This window comes from Streptomyces sp. NBC_01224 (assembly GCF_036002945.1).
Lineage (GTDB): Bacteria > Actinomycetota > Actinomycetes > Streptomycetales > Streptomycetaceae > Streptomyces.
In genome coordinates this window covers 1,569,641-1,590,593 of record NZ_CP108529.1, presented here as the reverse complement: position 1 = coordinate 1,590,593, position 20,953 = coordinate 1,569,641, and the positions used below count along the sequence as shown (strand labels likewise).

Below are 20,953 nucleotides of genomic sequence, written 5' to 3'. Positions count from 1 at the left end.
CCACCTCCCCGTCATGACCAGGTCGTCGGCACCGCGGTGGACCGTGCTTAGCTGGGGTCATGATCGATGAATTCCTTGCCGGAGACCTGACCGAGGTCGAGGCGGCGGTCCGCGCAGCGGCCGCCGCCGAGATCATGCCGCGCTACCGGCAGCTCGCCGCGCACGAGATCGTCGAGAAGAGCGGCCCGCACGACCTCGTCACCACCGCCGACCGCCTCGCCGAGGAACACCTCACCGCATCCCTGACCAGGCTCCTGCCCGGCTCGGTCGTCGTCGGCGAGGAAGCGGTCCACGCCGATCCGAAGGTGTACGACGCGCTGGGCGGCGACGCACCGGTGTGGGTCGTCGACCCGGTCGACGGCACCCGCCAGTTCGTCCGCGGCGAACCGGGCTTCTGCACCCTGGTCGCCCTGGCCCACCGCGGCGAACTCCTGGCCTCCTGGACGTATGCCGCGGCCCTGGATGAGATGGCGATCGCCGTCCGCGGCCGCGGTGCCACGCTCGACGGCAAGCCGATATGCTCCGGCTCGCCCGCACCCGGGGCTGTTCTGCGGGTGGCGATGTCGCACCCCGACTACACCACCGAGGCCCAGAAGCGCGCCCTCCTCGGCCTGCGCACCGAGGGCATCGATGCCCGCCCCTGTGGTTCCGCGGGCCTCGAATACCTCGCCGTCGCCCGCGGCGACCAGGATGCGGTCGCCTTCAACTGGGAGTACGCCTGGGACCACGCGGCAGGCCTGCTCCTGGTCACCGAGGCGGGCGGCGCCCAGGCCACGCTCTCCGGCGCACCGTTCCGCATCACCGGCGGCAACGCCCTGCCGTTCACGGCGGCCCGTGACGAGGCGACCGTCGAACGCATCCTTCAGGCACTCCGCGGCGAAGCCTGACCGACCGCCGCCTCGCCGTGGCCGTGCTGGACCAGGCAGAACGGATGCCCGGCCGGGTCCGCATAGATCCGCCACGGGCGCGCCGTCCCGGCTCCGCCGTCGAGGATCACCGCACCGGCCGCCACTGCCTGTGTCTGCGCCGCGCCCAGATCCGGGACGCCGAAGTCGAGATGGAACTGCTGCGGGTGCGCCGGATCCCCCCACCGCGGCGGCCGGTGGTCCGCCACCCGCTGGAAGGCGAGGACCGGCCCGGCTGCCGTGTGGAGCGTCGCCCAGCCGTCGCCGAGCGCCCATCGCCGGTCCGGCCGGTCGATCTCCCCGCCGAGCAGGCAATGGTAGAACCCGGCGAGGCGTGCGGGATCGGCGCAGTCGAGTACCACGCACTGGAGTTCGGCGATCACGAGCAGATCCCGGGTGCTCCGGCGCCCGTCGCCAGCACCGATCGGACGTCCCGCACCAACTCCGCAGCCCTCTGCACCGCCGCCGCGTCCAGCCCCCTCAGCGCCTCGCCGACCCGTTCGGCGAAGTCCGCGGGGGTGTCCGGCAGGGCGCCCGCAGCGGCCAGCGCACCCTTCTCGTTCAGACACCAGGTGCGGTGGTGGGCGTGGAGTGACTGGGTGAGGATGCCGAACGCCCGCGACAGGCACAGGGCGACATGGAGCGGGTCCCCGGCAGGGGCCGACTTGCGGGCGGCCGCAACCGAGAATTCCGCCTCCCACGCGGCTTCGACGAGCGCGGTGCGCAGAGGCTCCGGATAGGTCCTGGTCTCCTGCTGAAGTGCTGTCAATTCGTTTCGGGGATCGGCAAGTACGTGCCCGAGCGCGACCTCCCCGGGATAGGCGGGGGACCAGAAGCCGAGCGGATGCCCCGGCTGCACGCCCACTTCGAAGCGGCCTTCGAGACAGTCGGACCAGACCGCCTCCACCCGGTCCAGATCGCGCAGGATCCAGTCCACCGGGGCGCCGTCCACCCGCAGCCAGGCCCCCCCGTCGACCCAGGGCCCCCAGCCACCGGGACCCGCGACCTCCGCCGGGGAGCCCTGTACCTCGGACGCCAACGCGGTCAGTGCGGCCAGGTCAGGAGCGCCGCGGTAGTACACGCCCAGATCCCAGTCGGAGTCCGGGCGATGCGTGCCGCGGGCCCGGCTGCCGCCCAGGGCGACGGCCCGGATGCCGGGCAGCGCGGCGAGCCGGGAGGCCATGTCCGCGATACGGACGGGCGTGACAGAGGAGGTATGCGACACGGGCGCGGCGTGAGAATTCGGCGTGTTCATCGAGCGGCGACCCTACCCGCGACCGAGTTGTCGACGCCTCGGAATATCCTGGGTGTCCTTGCCGTCGGCTGACGAAGGAGTCCGAAGGTGCCGTCGATGCTTGATGCTGTCGTCGTGGGGGCGGGGCCCAACGGACTGACCGCCGCGGCCGAACTGGCCCGCCGTGGCTTCGCCGTGGAGGTCTTCGAGGCGGCCGAGACCGTCGGAGGCGGTGCCCGCACCGAAGAGCTCACCCTCCCCGGATTCCGCCACGACCCCTGCTCCGCCGTTCATCCGCTGGGCATCGGCTCGCCCGCGTTCAACGCGATGCCGCTGGCCCGGCACGGGCTGGAGTGGCTCCAGCCCGAGCTGGCGCTCGCCCACCCGTTCCCGGACGGGTCGGCCGCCGTGCTCACCGGGTCGGTGGGGGAGAGCGCCATGTCGCTCGGTGCCCAGGACGCGGGGGCGTACCGCAGGCTCGTCGCCCCGTACCTGGGCCACTGGGACACCCTCGCCGAGGACTTTCTGCGCACCCCGTGGGACGGGCTGCCCCGTGACCCGTACCGCTGGGTGCGATTCGGTCTCGACGCGCTTCAGCCCGCGACGCTGCTCTCCCGCCGCTTCCGCGGTGCGAAGGCGCGCGGTCTGTTCGCCGGGCTCGGCGCCCACGCCATAGCGCCCGTCAGCGGTCTGGGCACCGGCGGGGTCGCCCTGCTCTTCGCCCTCGCCGCGCACGAGAAGGGCTGGCCGGTGCCGCGCGGCGGATCGCAGGCCATCTCCGACGCCCTTGCCTCGTACATACGCGAACAGGGCGGCACGATCCGTACCGGCACGGAGGTCAAGCGCCTGGACGAGCTCCCGCCCGCCCGCGCCTACATCTTCGACACCTCGCCCACCGCCCTCGCCCGCATCGCGGGGCTGGGCCACGCCTACAGCGGCTATCGGTACGGGGCATCCTGCTTCAAGATCGATTACGCGTTGTCGGGCCCCGTCCCCTGGACCGCGAAGGAGGCCCGCCGCGCCGGAACGGTCCACATCGGCCCCACGGCCGGCGAGATCAACTCCGCGCTGAGCGCCGCGGTGGCGGGCCGCGACCCGAGCGTGCCGTTCCTGATCACGGCACAGCCCACCCTGGTCGATCCGTCCCGCGCGCCCGAGGGCCGGCATGTCTTCTGGGCGTACGGACATGTCCCGGCGGGCTGGGAGGGCGACGCCACCGATGTCATCGAGCGGCAGCTGGAGCGCTTCGCCCCGGGCTTCCGCGACCTGGTGCTCGCCCGAGCGGTCGCGGGGCCGCCCCAACTCGCGGCGCGCAACGCCAATTACGTCGGCGGCGACATCGCGTGCGGCGCGTTCTCCGGCCTCCAGACGGTGATCCGGCCCAAGCTCGCACGGGTCCCGTATGCGACGGCGCATCCGGCGGTTTTCATGTGCTCCTCGGCCACTCCGCCCGGCCCGGGCGTGCACGGCATGTCCGGTCACCATGCGGCGAAGGCCGTCTGGCGGCGGCTTCGGGCGGCCTGAGCAACTCAAGGCCGTCCGTAGCGCCGGGACCGTCCGGACCGGGCCGATGTGCCCCCTGCACCACCGGGCAGGGGGCACCCATCATCTCCGGCCGGTCACGGCCGCACACCCGCGGCCGTGACCTTCGGGGCCTTCGCCTGCCGGCCGTGGACGCGGCAGGACGACGGCGACCAGGGCCGGGATCACGTCGGGCACGGCGAGGGAGGCGAGCGGAGGCATCCAGACCGCGGCGACACCGGCGGCGCATGCGATGAGCCGTCCGGCCCGGGCCCGGCGGGTGATGACGCGGTAGTACCGGGCTCGGTCGGCCAGGTGGACCACGGGACTGCCGAACAGCAGCGCCAAGGGCCGTCCGGCCGACGGGGACACGGCATCATGGCCGCATGCGCACACCCGAGGCCGTCACCGTCACCCTGGTACGCGGTGACATCACCCAGCAGTCCGCCGATGTCATCGTCAACGCGGCAAACTCCTCCCTGCTCGGCGGCGGCGGAGTCGACGGGGCGATCCACCGGCGCGGTGGTCCGGAGATCCTCGCCGCGTGCCGAGAGCTGCGTGCCTCGCGGTACGGAAAGGGCCTGCGCACCGGCCAGGCCGTTGCCACGACCGCCGGAAAGCTGGATGCCCGATGGGTGGTCCACACCGTAGGGCCGGTCTGGAGCGGCGCCGAGGACCGGTCCGCGCTCCTCGCCTCCTGCTACCGCGAATCGTTGCGTGTGGCTGCGGAGCTGGGGGCACGCACCGTCGCTTTTCCCGCCATCTCGACCGGGATCTATGGCTGGCCCATGGACGACGGGGCGCGTATCGCCGTCCGTACAGTTCTGGAGGAGGCCGCGCCGCCCGTCGAGGAGGTGCGGTTCGTGCTGTTCGACGCGCAGGCGTATGCGGAGTTCGAAGAGGCCGTGGCCGCGCGGGGCTGATGCGCGCGGCGCGTGCGCAGGGCAGGTGGGCTGCGTGCGTCCGACGGGCCGCGGAGGGGCCGGCGAACGCACGCAGCCTGCGCTGTTACCTGTGCGCGTAGGGCAGCAGGGCCATCTCGCGGGCGTTCCTGATCGCCCGGGCGAGCTGCCGCTGCTGCTGTGCGGTGACCCGGGTCACGCGACGGCTGCGGATCTTGCCGCGGTCGGAGATGAACTTCCGCAGCAGATCGGTGTCCTTGTAGTCGATGTAGGTGATCCCGGCCGTGTCCAGCGGACTGGGGCGGGACTTCAGCGGCTTGTGGGGATCGTTGCATCGTGCCATGTGACATTCCTTGGAGATGAGGGCTGCGCCGCCGCGTTCGGTGCGGGGTCAGGAAACCGGGTCGAGGAGCGAGTCGAAGGTGGCCGGGAGCTGTTTCCACGCCTCGGGTCCCGCGGCGTATTCGGTGTCGGTGAGCAGACAGGATTCGAGGAGTTCGGCCAGCCCGTCGCGGTCGAGGCCGGGGGAGGTGAAGACGAGGTGCTGGCAGCAGTCGCCGTGCTCGGGGTGCCAGTCGAGCGAGGCCGCCGCCCTGCGCATGGGGCTCACCATGTCCCAGGCCGCGTCCGGCAGGGACGCCAGCCACGGCCCTGCGCTCTCCACGCAGAGCGCACCACCGGCGGCGTCCCAGGCCAGAAGGGTGTCGGGACGGTCGGCGAGCCAGAACCGGCCACGGCTGCGCGCGGCCGCGCAGCACAGGTCTTCCAGCGCCTCGTAGAGCCGCTCGGGATGGAAGGGGCGGCGGCGGTGCCAGACGAGCGTGGCGACCCCGGCCTCGTCCGCCTCCTGCGGCAGCAGGGCGCAGGCGGGGTGCTGGGCCGCAGCCGCCGTCTCCACGTCGAAGCCCGCGAAGGCCAGTCGGCCGAGTTCGCCCGAACCTGCGGGCACCTGACGTGCGGTCGGGTGGAGCTGGGTGAGCAGAGCGCGGTCCTTGTCGTCGGCCGCTTCGCTGTCGACGAGGGCGAGCACGGGCGCGTACTCCAACTGTCGGGCCCAGGTGTCTCCCACGGTTCGCCGGTCGGTGGTGGCCGCCGCGAGACCCGCCTCGGCCAGGTCGTCGCCGTTGCCCAGGTACGGCAGCACGAGTGCGGGGTCGACGGCCGTCATCACATTGGTGAGTTCGAGTACGTGACCGCCGTGCGCGACGACGACCTCGGCCATCGCTCCGGGCTCGACCGAGTCCCACAGCTCGACGATCGCCAGCCGGGTCAGACCGCTGCCGGCCAGTCGCTCCAGCTCGGGGACCAGGTCCTCGCGCAGCGCGCAGCAGGCGCAGTCGTTGACGAGCGGGGCGTCGCCGCGGGACAGCTCACCCGACGCGTCCCGTACGAGGCGCCGCACGGTGCCCTCGGCGCCGGTGGCCAGATCGTGGTGGAGGGCGACGCTGCCGGGGACGGTACGCAGCAGTCGTTCCACGACCTCCTTGCGGGCGTCGGAGTGGAGCCCGCCGACGATCACGACGGGCAACCGGTCCTGGTCCTGCATCAGTTCGCCCCGTGTCGGCCGTAGCGGCGCTCGAATCGCTCGACGCGGCCGGCGGTGTCCAGAACGCGGGCGGTGCCCGTGTAGAAGGGATGGCTCGCGGAGGAGATCTCGACATCGACGACGGGGTAGGTGTTGCCGTCCTCCCAATCGACCGTCCTGTCGCTGGTCGCGGTGGAACGGGTGAGGAAGGCGGAGCCGGCGGCCTTGTCGCGGAAGACGACGGGACCGTACGCGGGGTGGATTCCGGGCTTCATGAAGTGTCCTTCTGGTTCGGACGGGGGAACGGTCAGCGCTCTTCGCGGAAGTCGACGTGCTTGCGGGCGACCGGGTCGTACTTGCGCAGAACCATGCGCTCGGGGTCGCTCCGGCGGTTCTTGCGGGTGACGTACGTGTAGCCGGTCCCCGCGATGGAGCGGAGCTTGACGACGGGGCGTAGTTCGTTGCGAGCCATGGGCGCTACTATATGGCAATGATTTCCATTTCCAACAAGCATTCCGTCGTGGAAAGCAGGTAGCGCCATGTCCGCCCACTGCCAACTGACCGGCGCCCGGCCGGGCTTCGGCAACAACATCTCCCATTCGCACCGGCGCACCTCGCGCCGCTTCGACCCCAACATTCAGTGCAAGAGGTACTGGCTGCCGAGCGAAGGCCGGAACATCCGGCTGACGCTCAGCGCCAAGGCGATCAAGACGATCGACAGCATCGGGATCGAGGCGGCCGTCGCCCGTATCCGTGCCGGGGGAGTGAAGGTCTGATGGCCAAGAAGAGCAAGATCGCGCAGAACGAGAAGCGCGAGGCGATCGTCGAGCGGTATGCCGCCCGCCGTGCCGAGTTGAAGGAGGTCATCCGCCGCCCGTCCTTCACGGATGCCGAGCGCCGCGCCGCCGTGGACGAACTCCGACGCCAGCCGCGCGACGCGAGCGCGACCCGGGTGCGCAACCGTGACGGCGTGGACGGAAGGCCGCGCGGACACCTGCGGAAGTTCGGGCTTTCTCGCGTCCGTATGCGCGAGCTGGCCCATGCCGGATACCTCCCCGGAGTCACCAAGTCCTCCTGGTGACCTGGTCATTCGTGATGTGTAGTGGTCGGTCGTGATCCCCGGCTGCAGCGGTTCGCCGAATGAAGGTGTGACATGACACAGCCCCGGCGGCCGAATCGGCTACCGGGGCTGCGAGCGAGAGCAGATCAGGGTGCGCTGTCGAGTGCGTCGAGGCTGTTGCGTGTCTGGCCGGATCGAAGCGGCAGGAAGATCTGCTGCCCCGAGACCACCTGCTGGCCCTGCTTGCTGAGGATGAAGCGGATCAGTTCCTCCATGACCGGGTCCAGTTGCTTCCCCGGCCGCTTGTTGACATTGAGATATGTGACCCGGCTCAGGGGGTACGCGGCCGAGGCGACGTTCTCGTACGTCGGGGCGTATGCCGGGTCACCGGCATGGTCGCTGAGCGAGATGACCTTGACCGCCGAGTCGACGTAGGCCATCCCCGTGTACCCGATGGCATAGGGGTCGTCGGAGACGGCCTTGGAGAGGTTGAAGACGGTCTTCTCCCAGTGCACCGCGGGATCGGCGGGGGTGGTGCCGTCCGCTGCCCCTGGGCGCCACTCACCGCGCTTGCCGTTGTGGTCGAGTACCCGCTGGCGGACGAACTCCTCGAAGCCGTTCCACGGCTGAAGGCCGACGATATGGACCGGCTTGTCGGCCCAGTCGCCGGTCGCGCCCAGATCGCCCCAGGTGGTTGCGGTCTTCCCGCCGCGGTTGTGGGTGGTGGACAGCACGGCGTCGAGCTGGTCGAGGGTGAGCTTGTCCACCGGGTTCTTCTTGTTGACCATGAACCCGACGGAGTCCAGGAAGCCGAAGTGCCGGTAGCTCCCGCCGGATATGGGGATGCTGAGCGGGTCGTAGCCGAAGGCGTCGTGGAAACCCTGGATGTCGGTCGGCTTCAGCTCGCGCGATACGAAGACGCAGTCGAGCTTGCCCTTGATCAGCTCCAGGGCGCCGAGACTTCCGGCGTAGGGCGGGTTCACGCTGATGTGGACCTTGGGGTACTTCTTCTCGAATTCCTTGATCCACTTTTGGGAGAGATCGGCGAGCACGTCCGAGGCGGCGCACTCGTAGTCACCGCGCAGCGAGTTCTTCGGCCGGGCCCGGTACTTCCCCAGGCCGGCGTCGAGCGTCGGCTGGAGGAGTTCCGGGGCGGGGAGGGGGCGGCCGTGCGTCTTGTTGTACTCGTCCTGCTCGGGGGTCTGCGGGGCCACCTTCTTCTGCGGTGCGACGGCCCAGGTCGTCAGATTGTCGGCGTTGTTGTCGGTGCTGGCGAGACTGGTGACGGTTCCGGCCGCCGCGAGCGCGACGGTGACAGCCAGTGCGGTTGCTGCGCGAGCCGTACGTTTCATCGATGGTCTCCCGGATAGCGGTCCGAAGGGCAACCGGAGAGGGACACTCCGTACCCGGCGGCCTGCCCTGCGATGGCGACCGGAACGCTAGGGCCGGGTGTCCGGAGGAGGCCAGAAGGATGCTGTTAATGCTCGTTGATCGCCCTTTAGATCATTCTGCTCAAGATCGATCACCATCCCGTCCGTTTTGTTCGCGAGATGATGAATTCGAAGAGGTCCTGGCAGTGCAAGGTTGATGTCGTATTTTCGCCAGCCCACAGGTGCCCGGTGACCGATCCTTGAACCATGCACACCGACACCGAGCGCTGCGTGCGGGCCGTCCAGTCCAAGGACTCCCGCTTCGACGGCTGGTTCTTCACGGCGGTCCTGACCACCCGGATCTACTGCCGCCCCAGCTGCCCCGTCGTACCGCCCAAGGTCGAGAACATGACCTTCTATCCAAGCGCCGCCGCTTGTCAGCAGGCCGGATTCCGGGCCTGCAAGCGGTGCCGGCCCGATACCAGCCCCGGCTCCCCGGAGTGGAACGCCCGCGCCGACTCCGTCGCCCGTGCGATGCGACTCATCCGGGACGGTGTCGTCGACCGCGAGGGCGTTCCCGGACTCGCGGCCCGGCTGGGCTACTCCGCCCGGCAGATCGAACGCCAGCTCCTCGCCGAGCTGGGCGCCGGCCCGCTCGCCCTGGCCCGCGCACAGCGCGCCCAGACCGCACGGCTGCTCATCGAGACGACCGGCCTCCCCATGGCCGAGGTCGCGTTCGCCGCCGGGTTCTCCTCGATCCGTACCTTCAACGACACCGTCCGTGAGGTCTTCGCGCTCGCCCCGGGCGAGCTGCGCAGCCGCGCCGCCCGGTCCGCCACACCGTCGCCCACCCCGGGAGTGATTGCGCTGCGGCTGCCGTACCGCGCCCCGCTCAACCCCACCAACCTCTTCGGTCACCTGGCCGCGACCGCGGTCCCCGGCGTCGAGGAGTGGCGCGACGGCGCCTACCGCCGCACGCTCACCCTCCGGTACGGACACGGCATCGTCGCCCTCACTCCGCACCCCGACCACATCGCCTGCCGGCTCTCCCTCACCGATCCGCGCGATCTCACCCTCGCGATCAGTCGCTGCCGCTGGCTGCTCGACCTGGACGCCGACCCCGTGGCCGTCGACGACCAGCTGCGCGCCGATCCACTGCTCGCCCCCCTGGTCGACAAGGCGCCGGGCCGACGGGTGCCGCGTACCGTCGACGGTACGGAATTCGCCGTACGAGCGGTGCTCGGCCAGCAGGTCTCGACCGCGGCCGCCCGCACCCATGCGGCCCGCCTGGTCACCGCCCACGGCCTTCCCGTCGACGACCCGGAGGGCGGCCTCACTCATCTCTTCCCGACCCCCGAGGCCCTCGCCGCGCTCGACCCCGAACAGCTCGCCCTGCCGCGCAGCCGCCGCACCACCCTCACCACACTCGTCGGCGCACTCGCCGATGGCACACTGCGACTCGGCACCGACACCGACTGGGAGAAGGCGCGGGCCGAGCTGACCGCCCTGCCCGGCTTCGGCCCCTGGACCGTCGAGGTGATCACGATGCGGGCGCTCGGGGACCCGGACGCGTTCCTCCCCACCGACCTCGGCATCCGGCGCGCGGCCGAACAAATGGGCCTCCCGTCGACGCCCGCAGCGCTCACCGCCCGCGCGGCGGCCTGGCGGCCCTGGCGGGCCTACGCGGTCCAGTATCTTTGGACCGTGGACGATCACCCCATCAACCACCTGCCCGTATAAGCAAGTTGGGAAGTTCACCCATGACCGCGACGCATACGCGTGCGGCGACCCGGCAGCACACGGTCGTCGACAGCCCGTACGGTCCGCTCACCCTCGTCGCCGCCGACGGTGTCCTCGCAGGCCTCTATATGACGGACCAGCGGCACCGCCCGCCCGAGGAGACCTTCGGCGACCTGGACCCACGCCCCTTCACGGAGACGATCCGCCAGCTCGACGCCTACTTCGCCGGTGAACTGCGCGAGTTCGACCTTCCGCTGCATCTGGACGGCACCCCGTTCCAGCGCAGCGTCTGGGCGCAGCTCCAGCTGATCCCGTACGGCGAGACCCGCTCGTACGGCGAACTGGCCGAGTTCCTCGGCAAGCCGGGCGCCTCACGCGCGGTGGGCCTCGCCAACGGCAAGAATCCGGTGGGCATCATCGTCCCCTGCCACCGTGTCATCGGCGCCTCGGGCAGCCTCACCGGCTACGGCGGCGGGCTCGACCGCAAGCAGCGGCTGCTGGCCTTCGAGAACGGTACGCAGGACGACACCCTGGCGCTCTTCTGACGCCGCCCGCGGGAAGAACGCGAGGACGGGCCTGGAATTCCAAGCCCGTCCGCGAGCCACGCATGAAGAAGCCGAGTCGAGGAAGACGTCAGCCGGTGAAGATCTCCACCAGGGTCCAGATCGCCAGTCCCAGCATGCAGAGCCCGCCGATCCGCTGAACCGTCTTGAGGGGCACCCGCTTCGCGATGAACCGCCCCGCGAGCAGCGCCAGTGCCGAGACGGACATCAGGGCGGCCGCGGACCCGATCGCCGTGGACCAGGTGCCGTTGCTCGCGGCCAGATTGGCCGTGGTGATCTGGGTGAGGTCGCCCCACTCGCTGATGAAGACCGCCATGAATGCGGTCGAGTAGACCGGCCAGAAGCCGGTCACCGTCTTGATGCCGCCCTCCTCCTCGTCATCGCCGCCGCCGTTGCGCAGCAGCATGAACGCCCCGAACGCGAAGAGGGACGCCGAGACGAGCTTGACGATCCAGTCGGGCAGCAGCCCGATCAGGCTGCCCGCCCCGACGGCGATGGCCACGTGCACGATGAACGCGGACGACGTACCGAACCAGACATACAGCGGTCGCATACGGGTGCCCATGGCAAGCGACGCGAACATCGTCTTGTCGGGGAGTTCCGCGAGGAAGATCAGCCCGAAGGCGGTGAGGATCGCCAGGGGGTCGAGGTGCATTCCGGGTGGCTTTCTGTAAGAGCCGGGCCCCGGGTCTTCGCGAAGCGCCACTCGGGCTTTTCGGAGGACCACTCGGCCCGGCATGACGTCAGCGCCCACGGGGCGCGGGCGCGTCATACCTGACCGAAGGTCTCGCCCGCCCGTAAGGATCTACGGGCCCGGCCACCGGGAACCCGGGGGCTCCAGTGTGTCGACGACCGGTTTGCGGGGCTACTCCCCTTCGCAGCCATCAACTCTACCTCACCGGCCGGCGGGGGAGCGCAGGTGTTCGATCCGGCGGAGGGATCGGTAGAGCCCCACGGCGATCATCCGCGTCGGCACCGGAGGCGTCCTCGTATGAGCCGCCGTACCCGCAAGGTGCGACCCCGCCCAGGGCACGCCCTGCCCCACCGTCAGCGTCTGCCGCGGCTGCTGCTGCGGGACACCGAAGGTCCCGGACGTCGACCACGCCGGTCAGCTCGCCGAGCTGCGCCGCTCGCTCGGCGAGGCCGTCACGGTCCGTGCCGTCGAGCGCCTGGACGCCTGCGAGCAGGCCGACGTCATCGTCGTACAGCCTTCCGCGCAGGGACGCAGGGCGGGCGGCCGCCCGGTCCGGCTCGGGCTGGTCAACGACCCGGACGCCGTGACGGACATCGCCGCCTGGGTCGAGGCGGGCGGCCCGGGGCCGGTGGACCCGCCCGAGATCCTCGGCCTGGAGAATGTCCGGCAGTTGCTCCGGCGGGGTGTGGGGGAGGCAGTACCAGGCGAGGGCACCGGCCAGGCTGCCGTCCGCCAGATCCAGGGCAGTCATCGACCCCTCGTCGAACGTGAGGTCCGGGTGTGCCCGGCGGGCCACCGCAGCCATGTCCGGTGACAGATCCGACACTGCCCGGCTCGATCGGCGCCGCTGCGGCAGGGGTGAGCGTTTTCGGCCGTAGCGACCACTCAGCCCCTGGAGTCCGTACCCGTGTCCGGGCCCGCGGCCAGTCGTTTCAGCAGTGCGGGAAGAGCCGTGCCGATGGGCTCGCGGATGGTCTCGTCGGCCAGTTCGTCGTACGGTGTGGGCTCCGCGTTCACCACGATCAGCCGCGCCCCGTTGTCCACCGCGATCCCGGCCAGCGAGGCGGCGGGCTGCACCTGCAGCGTCGTACCGACTGCGATGAAGACCTCGCAGGCCTTGGCGATCGACATCGCCTCGCCCAGCACCACCGGATCGAGCCGCTCGCCGAACATGATCGTCGCCGATTTCAGGATGCCGCCGCAGACGGTGCACGGCGGGTCGGCCTCGCCCGCCTCCACCCGGGCCAGCGCCTCGGCCATCGGGGAGCGGGCATGGCAGCGGGTGCAGACCGTCTCGTGCGCGCTCCCGTGCAGTTCGAGTACCTTGCGGGCGGTCAGACCGGCGAGCTGATGCAGACCGTCGACGTTCTGAGTGATCACCCGTACCGCGGCGCCGGACCGCTCCAGCTCCGCCACCGCCCGGTGGGCCGCGTTCGGCTCCGCGCCCCAGGTCGCGCTGGTGCGGCGCATCTGCCAGGAGCGGCGGCGGATCTCCGGATCGGCCATGTAGAAGTCGTACGTGACAAGCTTCTCGGCCTCCGGATCCTTGCGCCAAAGCCCATGGGGCCCGCGGTAGTCGGGGATGCCGGAGTCCGTGGAGATACCGGCGCCGCTGAGGATCGCGACGAGAGTCATGGCACGAGCGTACGCAGCGCCGGCCGTCTCCCGCGAGGTCATTTCACCCGGTGCCGTGGTCCCGTTCCATGGCCGAGGTCACCGTAGGTCTCGATGCGGAACTCGTGGTGGAAGTGATGGTGCTCGCGGGCGTCGGCAGCCCGCAGGACGCCGTCGAACTCGTCGTGCGCGACTCCTCGCGCGCGGCCACCGCACCGAAGCGCGGACCGCTGCGCGCGAGGAGTCGCTGCGCGAGGTGGACGTCAAGCCGCAGGACCGACAGGGCTGAACGGTGACGGGGTCCGGCCCGTCCAGGTGTTCAGCACGGCGCGGGCTGTCTGCTTGGTGATGCCGCCGTCCTGGACCGTGCCGCTCCGAGCGACATAGAACCGCCCGTCGTCGAGCGAGATCAGCCCGTACTGCCCGTACTGCCCCGGCACCGGCCACCCGTACGTGCCGGTCGCCGCATCGTGCGCCCCATCGCGCAGCAGGGGGAGCAGCAGACCGCGCTCCGGCCTCTGCTGACCGAGGACAGGGCCGCGTACCGGCTTCCTCGCACCGTCCAGTGCGAAGACCGAGTAGTTGGGGAAGCCCGGCTTGGTGCCCTTGTAGACGGCCATCAGCCAGTTGCCGCTGTGGCCGTCGTACTCCAGGTTCTGCACGCCGTACGTGGTGTTTCCGGTGTACGCGAAGAACTTTCCGTCGACGTGTGCGGGGCCGCTGGTGTGCGGCGCGGTCTCGGTCAGCGGGCGCTCGTACTTCTTCCACCGTGTGACGTCGTACTGGAGCAGCACCTGGTGGTCGTTGTCCGTGCGGCCCGTGTTGGCGTACACGCCGTACGCGACCGTCAGTTCTTCCTCACCGCGCTTGCCGCGCCGGTCGCCGAACGCCGGGCCGAACGCGACGCCGTCGATGCCGCTGCAGCCGTAGCGGTGATCGGGCGTATTGGCCGTGTCGCCGTCGAAGACGCCGTCGCCGTTCATATCGGCGGTGAAGTCCCTCACCACCTCCCTGAGATAGACGGTCGACACGACACCCGTGGACTGGGCGTCCATGTCCATCCGGGTGATGCGGTCGACGTCGAGGATCGCGATGTAGAAGGACTTCGCCTCCTTGTACTCCAGCGAGCCGTAGACCCTGCCGTCCTTCTCGTTGAAGTCCAGATCGCCGAGATGGCCGGTGAATCCGGTGACCGAGCCGACCGGGTTGCCCTTGAGGTCCGTCTTGACCAGCAGGTTGGTCATCGAGAAGTACATGAAGCCCTTGCGGCGGTCGATGGCAATGCCCTGGACATGCCCCGACTGCCACGCGCCGCCGTCGACCGACAGCGGCACCTTGCGGTGTGCTGCCGGGGCCGATGCCGGCTGCGCGATCGCGGTCGACGCCGTGGCGACAACTGCCGTACAGGCGAACGCTGCGACGATCGTGGCCAGCAGCCCGCCGAGGTGTCCCGTGTGCGTACGCATGATCCCTCCGCTGTCGTGGAGTCCGGATGATGCCGGTCGAGCGTGCACTGCGGACAAATGACACATGAACTGGGGTGTCCGGCAGCTGTCGACCGGACTATCAGCTGACGGCCCGTCAAGACAACGGGGCACAACGGGAATACGGGCTATACGTGACGGCGGTGGGTGCGGGGCGCGATCGGGCGCGTACGTCAGCCGGCCACCGGGCGGCCGTCCTCCAGCTCCACTGCACCGCTGCTGGAATCGAGCACATCCAGTGCCGCCCTCAGGCGCAGCGCGAGACCACCGTGCAGATAGCGGTCCAGGTCGTCGCGCTCGACCAGTTCCCAGGACAGGAGTTCCTCATCCTGCAGCCGGATCGCCTTCAACTCCGCCTCGTCCAGCACTCCGCCGTCATACAGATACGCGGCGATCGGTGGCCGCTTCGGGCCGCGTGCCCAGTCGATCGCGAGCAGCCGTCCCGGCTCCAGATCGAGACCGATCTCCTCGGCCGTCTCGCGTCGCGCGGCCTGCCGAGGGCTCTCGCCCTCGTCCGACTCGACCGTTCCGCCGGGCAGCGCCCAGCCGTCCCGGTAGTTCGGCTCGACGAGCAGCACTCGCCCGTGGACGTCCCGGAACACGGTGGCGGCGGCAGCGAGAACCCGGGGGAGTCCCGCGATGTAGGTGGCGTAATCAGTGGTGGTCACGCGGGCAGCGTAGTAGGAGCGGAGCCGGTGCGAGGACGGCTCTGGGCAGCAGGTATCCGCTGCGGATAGGGTCGGGGGCGGCGCGACTGCCTGTTCGAAAGCAAGGGATTCAAGGTGGCGGACGGAGCAGTGATGGAGACCGCACGCGTGCTCGTCGCGGCGGACAAGTTCAAGGGCTCGCTCACGGCCGCACAGGTCGCGGAGCGGGTGACGGCCGGGCTGCGGCGCGTCGTCCCCGGGGTGCAGGTCGAGACCCTGCCTGTGGCGGACGGCGGCGACGGCACGGTGGCGGCGGCGGTGGCCGCCGGGTTCGAGCGCCGCGAGGTGCGGGTGACGGGGCCGCTCGGGGATCCGGTGACCGCGGCGTACGCGCTGCGCGACACCACGGCGGTGGTGGAGATGGCCGAGGCCTCGGGCCTCCAGCACCTCCCCCCAGGGGTGTTCGCCCCGCTCACGGCCACGACGTGCGGCTCCGGCGAGCTGCTGGCCGCGGCGCTCGACGCGGGTGCCCGGACGATCGTGTTCGGCGTCGGCGGCAGCGCGACCACGGACGGCGGCGCGGGCATGCTGGCCGCGCTCGGAGCCCGCTTCCTGGACACGGACGGCAAGCCCGTCGGCCCCGGTGGCGGCGGCCTCGCCGACCTGGCCGAGGCGGACCTGTCCGGCCTCGACCCGCGAATGGCCGATGTGGACCTGATCCTCGCCAGCGACGTGGACAACCCACTGACGGGTCCGAAGGGTGCCCCGGAGATCTACGGCCGGCAGAAGGGCGCGACCGACGACGACATCGCGGCGCTCGATGCCGCGCTCGCTCACTACGCGTCCGTTCTGGGCCCGGACCACGCCCGGCTGCCCGGAGCAGGCGCCGCGGGCGGCATCGGCTACGGGGCGCTGGTCGCTCTCGGCGCCCGGTTCCGCCCCGGCATCGAGGTCATGCTCGATGTCCTCGGCTTCGCCCCGGCGCTGGCACGCGCCACGCTGGTGATCACCGGGGAGGGTTCGCTCGACGAGCAGACCCTCCATGGCAAGGCCCCGGCAGGTGTGGCCGCGGCAGCCCGTTCCGCGGGCGTCGAGGTCGTGGCGGTCTGCGGCCGCCTCGCCCTGCGGTCGGAAGCCCTGGCCGGCGCGGGCATCAGCCGCGCGTACGCCCTCACGGACCTGGAACCGGACCCCGCGGTCTCCATGGCCCAGGCGGGTCCACTACTGGAACGGGCGTCCGAGGCGATCGCGCGCGACTTCCTGCTGTAATCCGCTGCGGTTTCGGGAAGGACGGGTTGGGGGAGCCCCTTCCCGAAACCGCACCCCCACCTCACCCTCCGCGTCACCCCACAGAGGGCGCCGCCCCCTGACCGTCAGTCGTGTCCGCGTCGGGACGGTCCCCGTCGGTGAGCAGCTCCGCCAGACACCGCAGCTCCGCCGGCAGATCACGACGCCACGCCATCGTCACGAACGGCGCAAGAATGATCATTCCGCCATCCAGATGGGGCTTGACCGAAACGGTGACCATCGTTCCCTGCCGGCTCGGACTCAGCCGGAACTCGAGTTCCGGGGAGTGGCGGCCCAGCGGGGTCCACATACGCGCACCGCGGAAGGCCAGGTACTCGACAGGTGAGCTCGCGGTGCACGTGAGGCGATGCATCCGTCGCCTGCCCGGGAACTTGCAGGTGTACTCGTCGCCGAGTTCCGTGGTGATCGGGCCTTCGATCACCTGATCTATGCTCGATGACCACACGGCCAGATTCCGCGGATCCCGGAGAAACGAGAAGATCTCGTCGGCGGGGCGGGACACATGGACCTTCGCAGACACATGGGGCATGGCTCCACCTCTTACGGCGCCCGTCCGCCGAGTCTCGGCGTCCGGTTGCCCTCGTTGCGGTGCCGTTCGCCCATCAGCTTGCTTCGGATCGCGGGTCCGCGCACTCTTCGCACGGCCGATGGAGTGATTCAGGTGTCCTGCTGCGACACCTTCTCGGAGAGTTGCTCACAGAGTCGCTTGATCTCCTGGTATGTGCGGTTCCGTTCGGTGACGACCGCCGCGAGGAGCAGAGCTGTGAGTGAGGTGGCTCCGTTGAATGCCTGGAGCGTGATCATGCTGGTGAGGAGGCCGTGGTGGGCGAAGGGGCCTGTCATCCGTCCGGCGGCGAGGATCGCGAAGACGGACACGCCCAGTGCGCAGCACGCGGCGCCGGCCCGCTCGAAGCGGAAGGCGGCCCAGATCAGGAACGGGAACACGAGGAAGAGCAGGGAAGCGTTGGAGGTGTCGGTCGCCAGAAGGGTGACGGTCACCGTGCACACCACCAGCGCGGTGGCCTCGGCCCACCTGGGCAGGCCGACGCCGTCCGGCCATCGGACCCTTCGGACGACGAGCAGGAACGGCGTGACGACCATGACGCCCATGGCGTCGCCCGTCCACCAGACCGACCAGGTCGGCCGGAAGTCACCGGCCGCCAGCGCCCCCGACAGGACCAGGATGCTGGTGCCCACGGTCGCGCTGACCAGCATGCCTCCCAGCGCACCGAGGAAGACAAGCGCCAGCGCGTCCCGCAAGCGGTCGAGGTCGTTGTGGAAGCCGGCACGGCGCAGCATCAGGCAGGAGCAGATCGGGGCGAGGGTGTTTCCGGCAGCGATAAGCAGCACGGGCAGAACGGAAGGCCCGATGAAAATGTTGACGACGAGGGCGCCGAGGGCGATTCCCGGCCAGATCCGCACACCGAACACGAGCAGCGCTGCGACCGCGATCCCGGTCGGCGGCCACAGCGGCGTGACTTGGCCGCGTACCAGTTCCTGGAGCAGCCCCAGACGGGCCGTCGCGAAGTAGCAGACGGCCACCGCCAGGGACGTCAGGATCGTGGCCGTGTGCTGCCGGAGCTGTGCGCTGTCCACCACCACAGCATCAGACACCACGTCGAGGAGTCCCGGTCGGTCAGGCACGCCGACGCCACCCCGATGAAACGGACGAACGAGGTACGTCCCTGCCGGGCCGGAGCACGGTCGGTCGCCGTGGCCGACGAACGAGGACACCCCGCTAGCCGCCGCCCGGCACACCGTCGTAGCGGATGACGAGGACAGCGGCGTCGTCCTCATGACCGGTCAGGTCCGCCACCTTGATCACTCGCGAGGCCAGCTCGCCGGGATCGGCCCCGTCCGCCCTACCGACCAGCGCGGACACCGCGGCCAGTCCCTCGTCCATCGGATAGGCCGGCCCTTCCACGACACCGTCGGTCACCAGGACCAGATAACCGGGTTGCTTCAGCCGCCGGCGGGTCACGGGGTACTCCTGACAGGGCAGTATCCCCAGGGGCACCCCGCCGGCATCCAGGGAGATGCCCGAGTCGCCGCCGTCGGTGCCCCAGACGATCGGGACGTGCCCGGCCCGGGCGACGCAGAGCTCACCGCTCTTTGGGACGATGCTCAGCAGACAACAGGTCGTGAACAGTTCACCGCCCAGTGAGATCAGCAGATCGTTGGCGCAGGCCAGCACCTTCCCCGGGTCGGCCGTGACACTGGCGAGGGCCCTGAGACTGGCACGGGCCTCACCCATGAAGGCGGCGGCCTCCACCCCGTGACCCTGCACATCACCGATGGCGACCTCCGCCACTCCGTCCCTCATCGAGAACGCATCGTAGAAGTCACCGCCGACGGCCAGACCGTTCTGCGAGGGCGAGTACCGGGCCGCGATCCGGATGCCCGGAAAGTCCGGCAGTTCGGCCGGGAGCATGTGCCGCTGCAGCGCCATGCCCATCTCCGCCCGGGCTCGCTGCAGCCTGATGTTCGCCAGCGCCTGATCGACCAGACGCCCAAGGGTGACCAGGAGCTCCTGGGTGCTGTCCGGTGCGCTGCGGTGTCGGTGCATGACGTCCCTGGGCGTTCTTGGTGCGCCCCTGTTGAAACCTTAGCCTTGATCCACCGAGGTGGTTTGAGAGTGGTCTTTTGATCGGCTTGGGGTCGGGTGGTCGGGTGAGGGCAGGTTGTTTCCGCTGGTCTGCCCAGCATTTCCACGGTTCGGTTCCGGTCGGGCCCTTGCGGGCGGGGTGGGCAGGGGCTGTTCGTATCAGCCGGCCGGTCCGTGGGCCGTGGAGAACAGGTGTGTCCAGGCGTGCTGCCAGGGCCAGTTGTGCGGTAGGTGCAGTGTGATGCGGCGGGCGGAGTGGGCGATCCGGGCCGGAACATGGACCAGGTGGGTGCGGATCGTGGCGGTGGTGGCCCTGGCGTGGAAGGCGGAGGCTTGTGCGCCGGTGGCCCGCAGCAGGTTGTAGGTCATCGCCCACAGGGTGAGCCATGCTGCGTTGGCGTGGAAGTGTGCGGAGGGCAGGTGGGCCAGGGCGGAGGCTTTGCTGTCGGCGATGACCTGCTCGATGACCGCGTGGTGGCGGTGTTCGCGTTCGGCCTGGAGGGTTTGTGCAGGCTGGTCGGTGAAGAACGGGTGGTAGCGCCAGACGGGAAACAACTCGCCCTGCTCACCCACAATGGCGGGTTTGGCCAGGTCACGGACCCGGCGCACGATCAGCCGCGCGGTGACCCGCTCCGCTTTCGTGCGGCTGGCGAAGGCGGTGTAGGCGGGTATCTCGGCGACTTCGGCGTCCGAGACGAGCTCACCGGTTGCAGGATCGGGCACCGCGGTCGGGTATGTGATCTGCTGCCAGGCCTGGTCGGGAATGCCGAGGACGGCCCGTTTGATGGAGGGGTTCAACCCGCAGGTAATCGAGAAGTGGGCTCCGGCCCGGCGGCAGGCCGAGATCACCCCGGCGTTGTAGAACTGCGAGTCCGCTCGCAGGATCCGGGTGCCGGTGCAGCCCGCCTCGACGGCGGTGGACAGCGCCTCACTGACGAACTTCGGGGCCCCACGGGAATCGGCTGCCTTGCCGCGGCGCATCCGTACTGTGGCGATCACCGGCCGCGCGTGCGGGGTGCAGATCGTGGCGAGCAGGGGGTGCAGGGTGCGGATGCCCTTGAACCGGCCGTACTCGGCACCCTGCTTGGCCCGGCCGTAGACCCGCTTGTGGGTGGAGTCGATATCAATGAACGCCTTGTCGCCGGCACCGGGCAGCAGCGGGGCGTGCGCGGCCAGTTGACCGAGGAACCTGCGGTGGACAGCGTGGAGTTGGAGTGCGTGACCGTGGGTGAACGAACGGAGGAAGGTGCCCAGCGTGGACGGCGCACGGGCCCCCGGAACAGGGCCGGCATCGCGCCGTGCCGCAGGATATGGAGGTCGTCGATACTGTCCGCGCCCGCCGCCATGCCGGCCACGATGCTGCTGACCTTGACGTCCGCCGACGCACCCGCGCCGTTCCTCGTCCCGCTCAGCTTCACCTTCTGCGCCACCAGGCCCGACAGCCCGCACCGTTCGGCCAGCCGCATCACCGGAACCAGCCCGGCATGCGCGACCAGATTCGGGTCATCGAACGCAGCGGAGACCGCCGCTGGAGTATGGGAAACTTGCATCTCGGAAGTGCCTTGCCGATCGTGCGTGCTGGAAGCCTCAAGAACTCCCATCATCGCAGGTCACAAGGCACTTCCTTGTTTCTCGAAGAGTCATCCACAGCCATCAGATCGGTGGATCAAGGCTTAGCCCTCCTGCCGCCACATGCAGGAGCGCGCGGGTGAACACGGTCGAGGCACCACGGCGGTCCGGGCTCGGGGCTGTGGCCGTTCCCCCGCATCCGGACAACGGGG

General features: G+C 70.2%; 24 protein-coding genes and 2 pseudogenes. 9 read left to right on the top strand and 17 right to left on the bottom strand.

The window, feature by feature from the left end; genetic code table 11:
- Window positions 1–59: 59 nt before the first annotated feature.
- Window positions 60–887, top strand: a complete 828-nt coding sequence (locus tag OG609_RS06410) for an inositol monophosphatase family protein (protein WP_327271905.1) — start codon at window positions 60–62, stop codon at window positions 885–887.
- Here OG609_RS06410 and OG609_RS06405 read toward each other — a convergent pair.
- On the bottom strand, window positions 863–1,288 hold the full coding sequence (locus tag OG609_RS06405; protein WP_327271904.1) for a VOC family protein: 426 nt from the start codon (window positions 1,286–1,288) through the stop codon (window positions 863–865). The two genes, OG609_RS06410 and OG609_RS06405, sit on opposite strands and share 25 nt — an antisense overlap.
- Window positions 1,285–2,088 carry a nucleotidyltransferase family protein gene (locus OG609_RS06400; RefSeq protein WP_327277952.1) on the bottom strand — a complete coding sequence of 268 codons (804 nt, stop codon included), beginning with the start codon at window positions 2,086–2,088 and terminating at the stop codon, window positions 1,285–1,287. Before OG609_RS06400 ends, OG609_RS06405 begins: the two co-directional genes overlap by 4 nt.
- A 159-nt stretch (window positions 2,089–2,247) precedes the next feature.
- Between OG609_RS06400 and OG609_RS06395 the strand changes: the two genes are divergently transcribed.
- Window positions 2,248–3,663, top strand: a complete 1,416-nt coding sequence (locus OG609_RS06395) for a phytoene desaturase family protein (protein WP_327271903.1) — start codon at window positions 2,248–2,250, stop codon at window positions 3,661–3,663.
- Between the two features lie 81 nt (window positions 3,664–3,744).
- On the opposite strand, the gene OG609_RS06390 is transcribed toward OG609_RS06395, so the two are convergent.
- Window positions 3,745–4,032 (bottom strand): hypothetical protein, encoded by a 288-nt coding sequence (locus OG609_RS06390; RefSeq protein WP_327271902.1) that lies wholly within the window; start codon window positions 4,030–4,032, stop codon window positions 3,745–3,747.
- A 14-nt stretch (window positions 4,033–4,046) separates the two neighbouring features.
- Here OG609_RS06390 and OG609_RS06385 point away from each other — a divergent pair, with 14 nt between their 5' ends.
- Entirely contained in the window at window positions 4,047–4,583 is a 537-nt protein-coding gene (locus OG609_RS06385; protein WP_327271901.1) for an O-acetyl-ADP-ribose deacetylase, read from the top strand.
- A gap of 85 nt (window positions 4,584–4,668) precedes the next feature.
- On the opposite strand, the gene rpsR is transcribed toward OG609_RS06385, so the two are convergent.
- The 4 genes from rpsR to rpmG are packed head-to-tail and all read right to left on the bottom strand — an operon-like array spanning window position 4,669 to window position 6,559.
- Window positions 4,669–4,905, bottom strand: coding sequence for a 30S ribosomal protein S18 (gene rpsR, locus OG609_RS06380; RefSeq protein ID WP_327271900.1), 237 nt, complete (start codon window positions 4,903–4,905; stop codon window positions 4,669–4,671).
- 48 nt (window positions 4,906–4,953) lie between these two features.
- Complete coding sequence (locus OG609_RS06375) at window positions 4,954–6,108, bottom strand: CobW family GTP-binding protein (protein ID WP_327271899.1); 1,155 nt, start codon at window positions 6,106–6,108, stop codon at window positions 4,954–4,956.
- Window positions 6,108–6,362, bottom strand: coding sequence for a type B 50S ribosomal protein L31 (locus tag OG609_RS06370; RefSeq protein WP_327271898.1), 255 nt, complete (start codon window positions 6,360–6,362; stop codon window positions 6,108–6,110). Before OG609_RS06370 ends, OG609_RS06375 begins: the two co-directional genes overlap by 1 nt.
- A gap of 32 nt (window positions 6,363–6,394) precedes the next feature.
- On the bottom strand, window positions 6,395–6,559 hold the full coding sequence (gene rpmG / locus OG609_RS06365) for a 50S ribosomal protein L33 (protein ID WP_327271897.1): 165 nt from the start codon (window positions 6,557–6,559) through the stop codon (window positions 6,395–6,397).
- A 67-nt stretch (window positions 6,560–6,626) separates the two neighbouring features.
- Here rpmG and rpmB point away from each other — a divergent pair, with 67 nt between their 5' ends.
- Window positions 6,627–6,863, top strand: coding sequence for a 50S ribosomal protein L28 (gene rpmB / locus OG609_RS06360; protein WP_327271896.1), 237 nt, complete (start codon window positions 6,627–6,629; stop codon window positions 6,861–6,863).
- Window positions 6,863–7,168: a 30S ribosomal protein S14 gene (rpsN, locus tag OG609_RS06355; protein ID WP_327271895.1), complete on the top strand. Its 306-nt coding sequence runs from the start codon at window positions 6,863–6,865 to the stop codon at window positions 7,166–7,168. Before rpmB ends, rpsN begins: the two co-directional genes overlap by 1 nt.
- Before the next feature lie 125 nt (window positions 7,169–7,293).
- Here the strand turns inward: rpsN and OG609_RS06350 are convergent, their stop codons facing one another.
- Window positions 7,294–8,499 (bottom strand): PstS family phosphate ABC transporter substrate-binding protein, encoded by a 1,206-nt coding sequence (locus tag OG609_RS06350; RefSeq protein WP_327271894.1) that lies wholly within the window; start codon window positions 8,497–8,499, stop codon window positions 7,294–7,296.
- Window positions 8,500–8,784: 285 nt separating this feature from the next.
- Here OG609_RS06350 and OG609_RS06345 point away from each other — a divergent pair, with 285 nt between their 5' ends.
- Together OG609_RS06345 and OG609_RS06340 are read left to right on the top strand one after the other, a co-directional pair.
- The gene (locus OG609_RS06345) at window positions 8,785–10,257 is read left to right on the top strand and encodes an AlkA N-terminal domain-containing protein (protein ID WP_327271893.1); all 1,473 of its coding nucleotides are present in this window, start codon (window positions 8,785–8,787) and stop codon (window positions 10,255–10,257) included.
- A gap of 20 nt (window positions 10,258–10,277) precedes the next feature.
- Window positions 10,278–10,802, top strand: a complete 525-nt coding sequence (locus OG609_RS06340) for a methylated-DNA--[protein]-cysteine S-methyltransferase (protein ID WP_327271892.1) — start codon at window positions 10,278–10,280, stop codon at window positions 10,800–10,802.
- 88 nt (window positions 10,803–10,890) lie between these two features.
- Here OG609_RS06340 and OG609_RS06335 read toward each other — a convergent pair whose 3' ends face one another.
- From OG609_RS06335 to OG609_RS06325, 3 genes are all read right to left on the bottom strand, one after another.
- Window positions 10,891–11,475, bottom strand: a complete 585-nt coding sequence (locus OG609_RS06335) for a TMEM165/GDT1 family protein (protein ID WP_327271891.1) — start codon at window positions 11,473–11,475, stop codon at window positions 10,891–10,893.
- 235 nt (window positions 11,476–11,710) lie between these two features.
- A complete protein-coding gene (locus OG609_RS46085) occupies window positions 11,711–12,340 on the bottom strand; it encodes a class I SAM-dependent methyltransferase (RefSeq protein ID WP_442817942.1) in 630 nt (209 codons plus the stop codon).
- A gap of 59 nt (window positions 12,341–12,399) precedes the next feature.
- Entirely contained in the window at window positions 12,400–13,149 is a 750-nt protein-coding gene (locus tag OG609_RS06325; protein WP_327271890.1) for an SIR2 family NAD-dependent protein deacylase, read from the bottom strand.
- 68 nt (window positions 13,150–13,217) lie between these two features.
- Between OG609_RS06325 and OG609_RS06320 the strand changes: the two are divergent.
- Window positions 13,218–13,417, top strand: a pseudogene (locus OG609_RS06320) (DUF2191 domain-containing protein).
- Here OG609_RS06320 and OG609_RS06315 read toward each other — a convergent pair.
- Together OG609_RS06315 and OG609_RS06310 are read right to left on the bottom strand one after the other, a co-directional pair.
- Window positions 13,392–14,594 (bottom strand): hypothetical protein, encoded by a 1,203-nt coding sequence (locus tag OG609_RS06315; RefSeq protein WP_327271889.1) that lies wholly within the window; start codon window positions 14,592–14,594, stop codon window positions 13,392–13,394. The pseudogene OG609_RS06320 and the gene OG609_RS06315 overlap by 26 nt on opposite strands.
- Window positions 14,595–14,785: 191 nt before the next feature.
- Entirely contained in the window at window positions 14,786–15,280 is a 495-nt protein-coding gene (locus OG609_RS06310) for an NUDIX hydrolase (RefSeq protein ID WP_327271888.1), read from the bottom strand.
- Between the two features lie 132 nt (window positions 15,281–15,412).
- Here OG609_RS06310 and OG609_RS06305 point away from each other — a divergent pair, with 132 nt between their 5' ends.
- The gene (locus tag OG609_RS06305; RefSeq protein WP_327271887.1) at window positions 15,413–16,528 is read left to right on the top strand and encodes a glycerate kinase; all 1,116 of its coding nucleotides are present in this window, start codon (window positions 15,413–15,415) and stop codon (window positions 16,526–16,528) included.
- 73 nt (window positions 16,529–16,601) lie between these two features.
- Here OG609_RS06305 and OG609_RS06300 read toward each other — a convergent pair whose 3' ends face one another.
- From OG609_RS06300 to OG609_RS06285, 4 genes and pseudogenes are all read right to left on the bottom strand, one after another.
- Window positions 16,602–17,096, bottom strand: coding sequence for an SRPBCC family protein (locus OG609_RS06300; RefSeq protein ID WP_327271886.1), 495 nt, complete (start codon window positions 17,094–17,096; stop codon window positions 16,602–16,604).
- Window positions 17,097–17,224: 128 nt separating this feature from the next.
- Window positions 17,225–18,166: an MASE1 domain-containing protein gene (locus OG609_RS06295; protein WP_442818062.1), complete on the bottom strand. Its 942-nt coding sequence runs from the start codon at window positions 18,164–18,166 to the stop codon at window positions 17,225–17,227.
- 139 nt (window positions 18,167–18,305) lie between these two features.
- On the bottom strand, window positions 18,306–19,133 hold the full coding sequence (locus tag OG609_RS06290; protein WP_327271885.1) for a PP2C family protein-serine/threonine phosphatase: 828 nt from the start codon (window positions 19,131–19,133) through the stop codon (window positions 18,306–18,308).
- A gap of 198 nt (window positions 19,134–19,331) precedes the next feature.
- Window positions 19,332–20,722: pseudogene (locus tag OG609_RS06285) on the bottom strand (IS1380 family transposase).
- Between the last annotated feature and the right edge of the window lie 231 nt (window positions 20,723–20,953).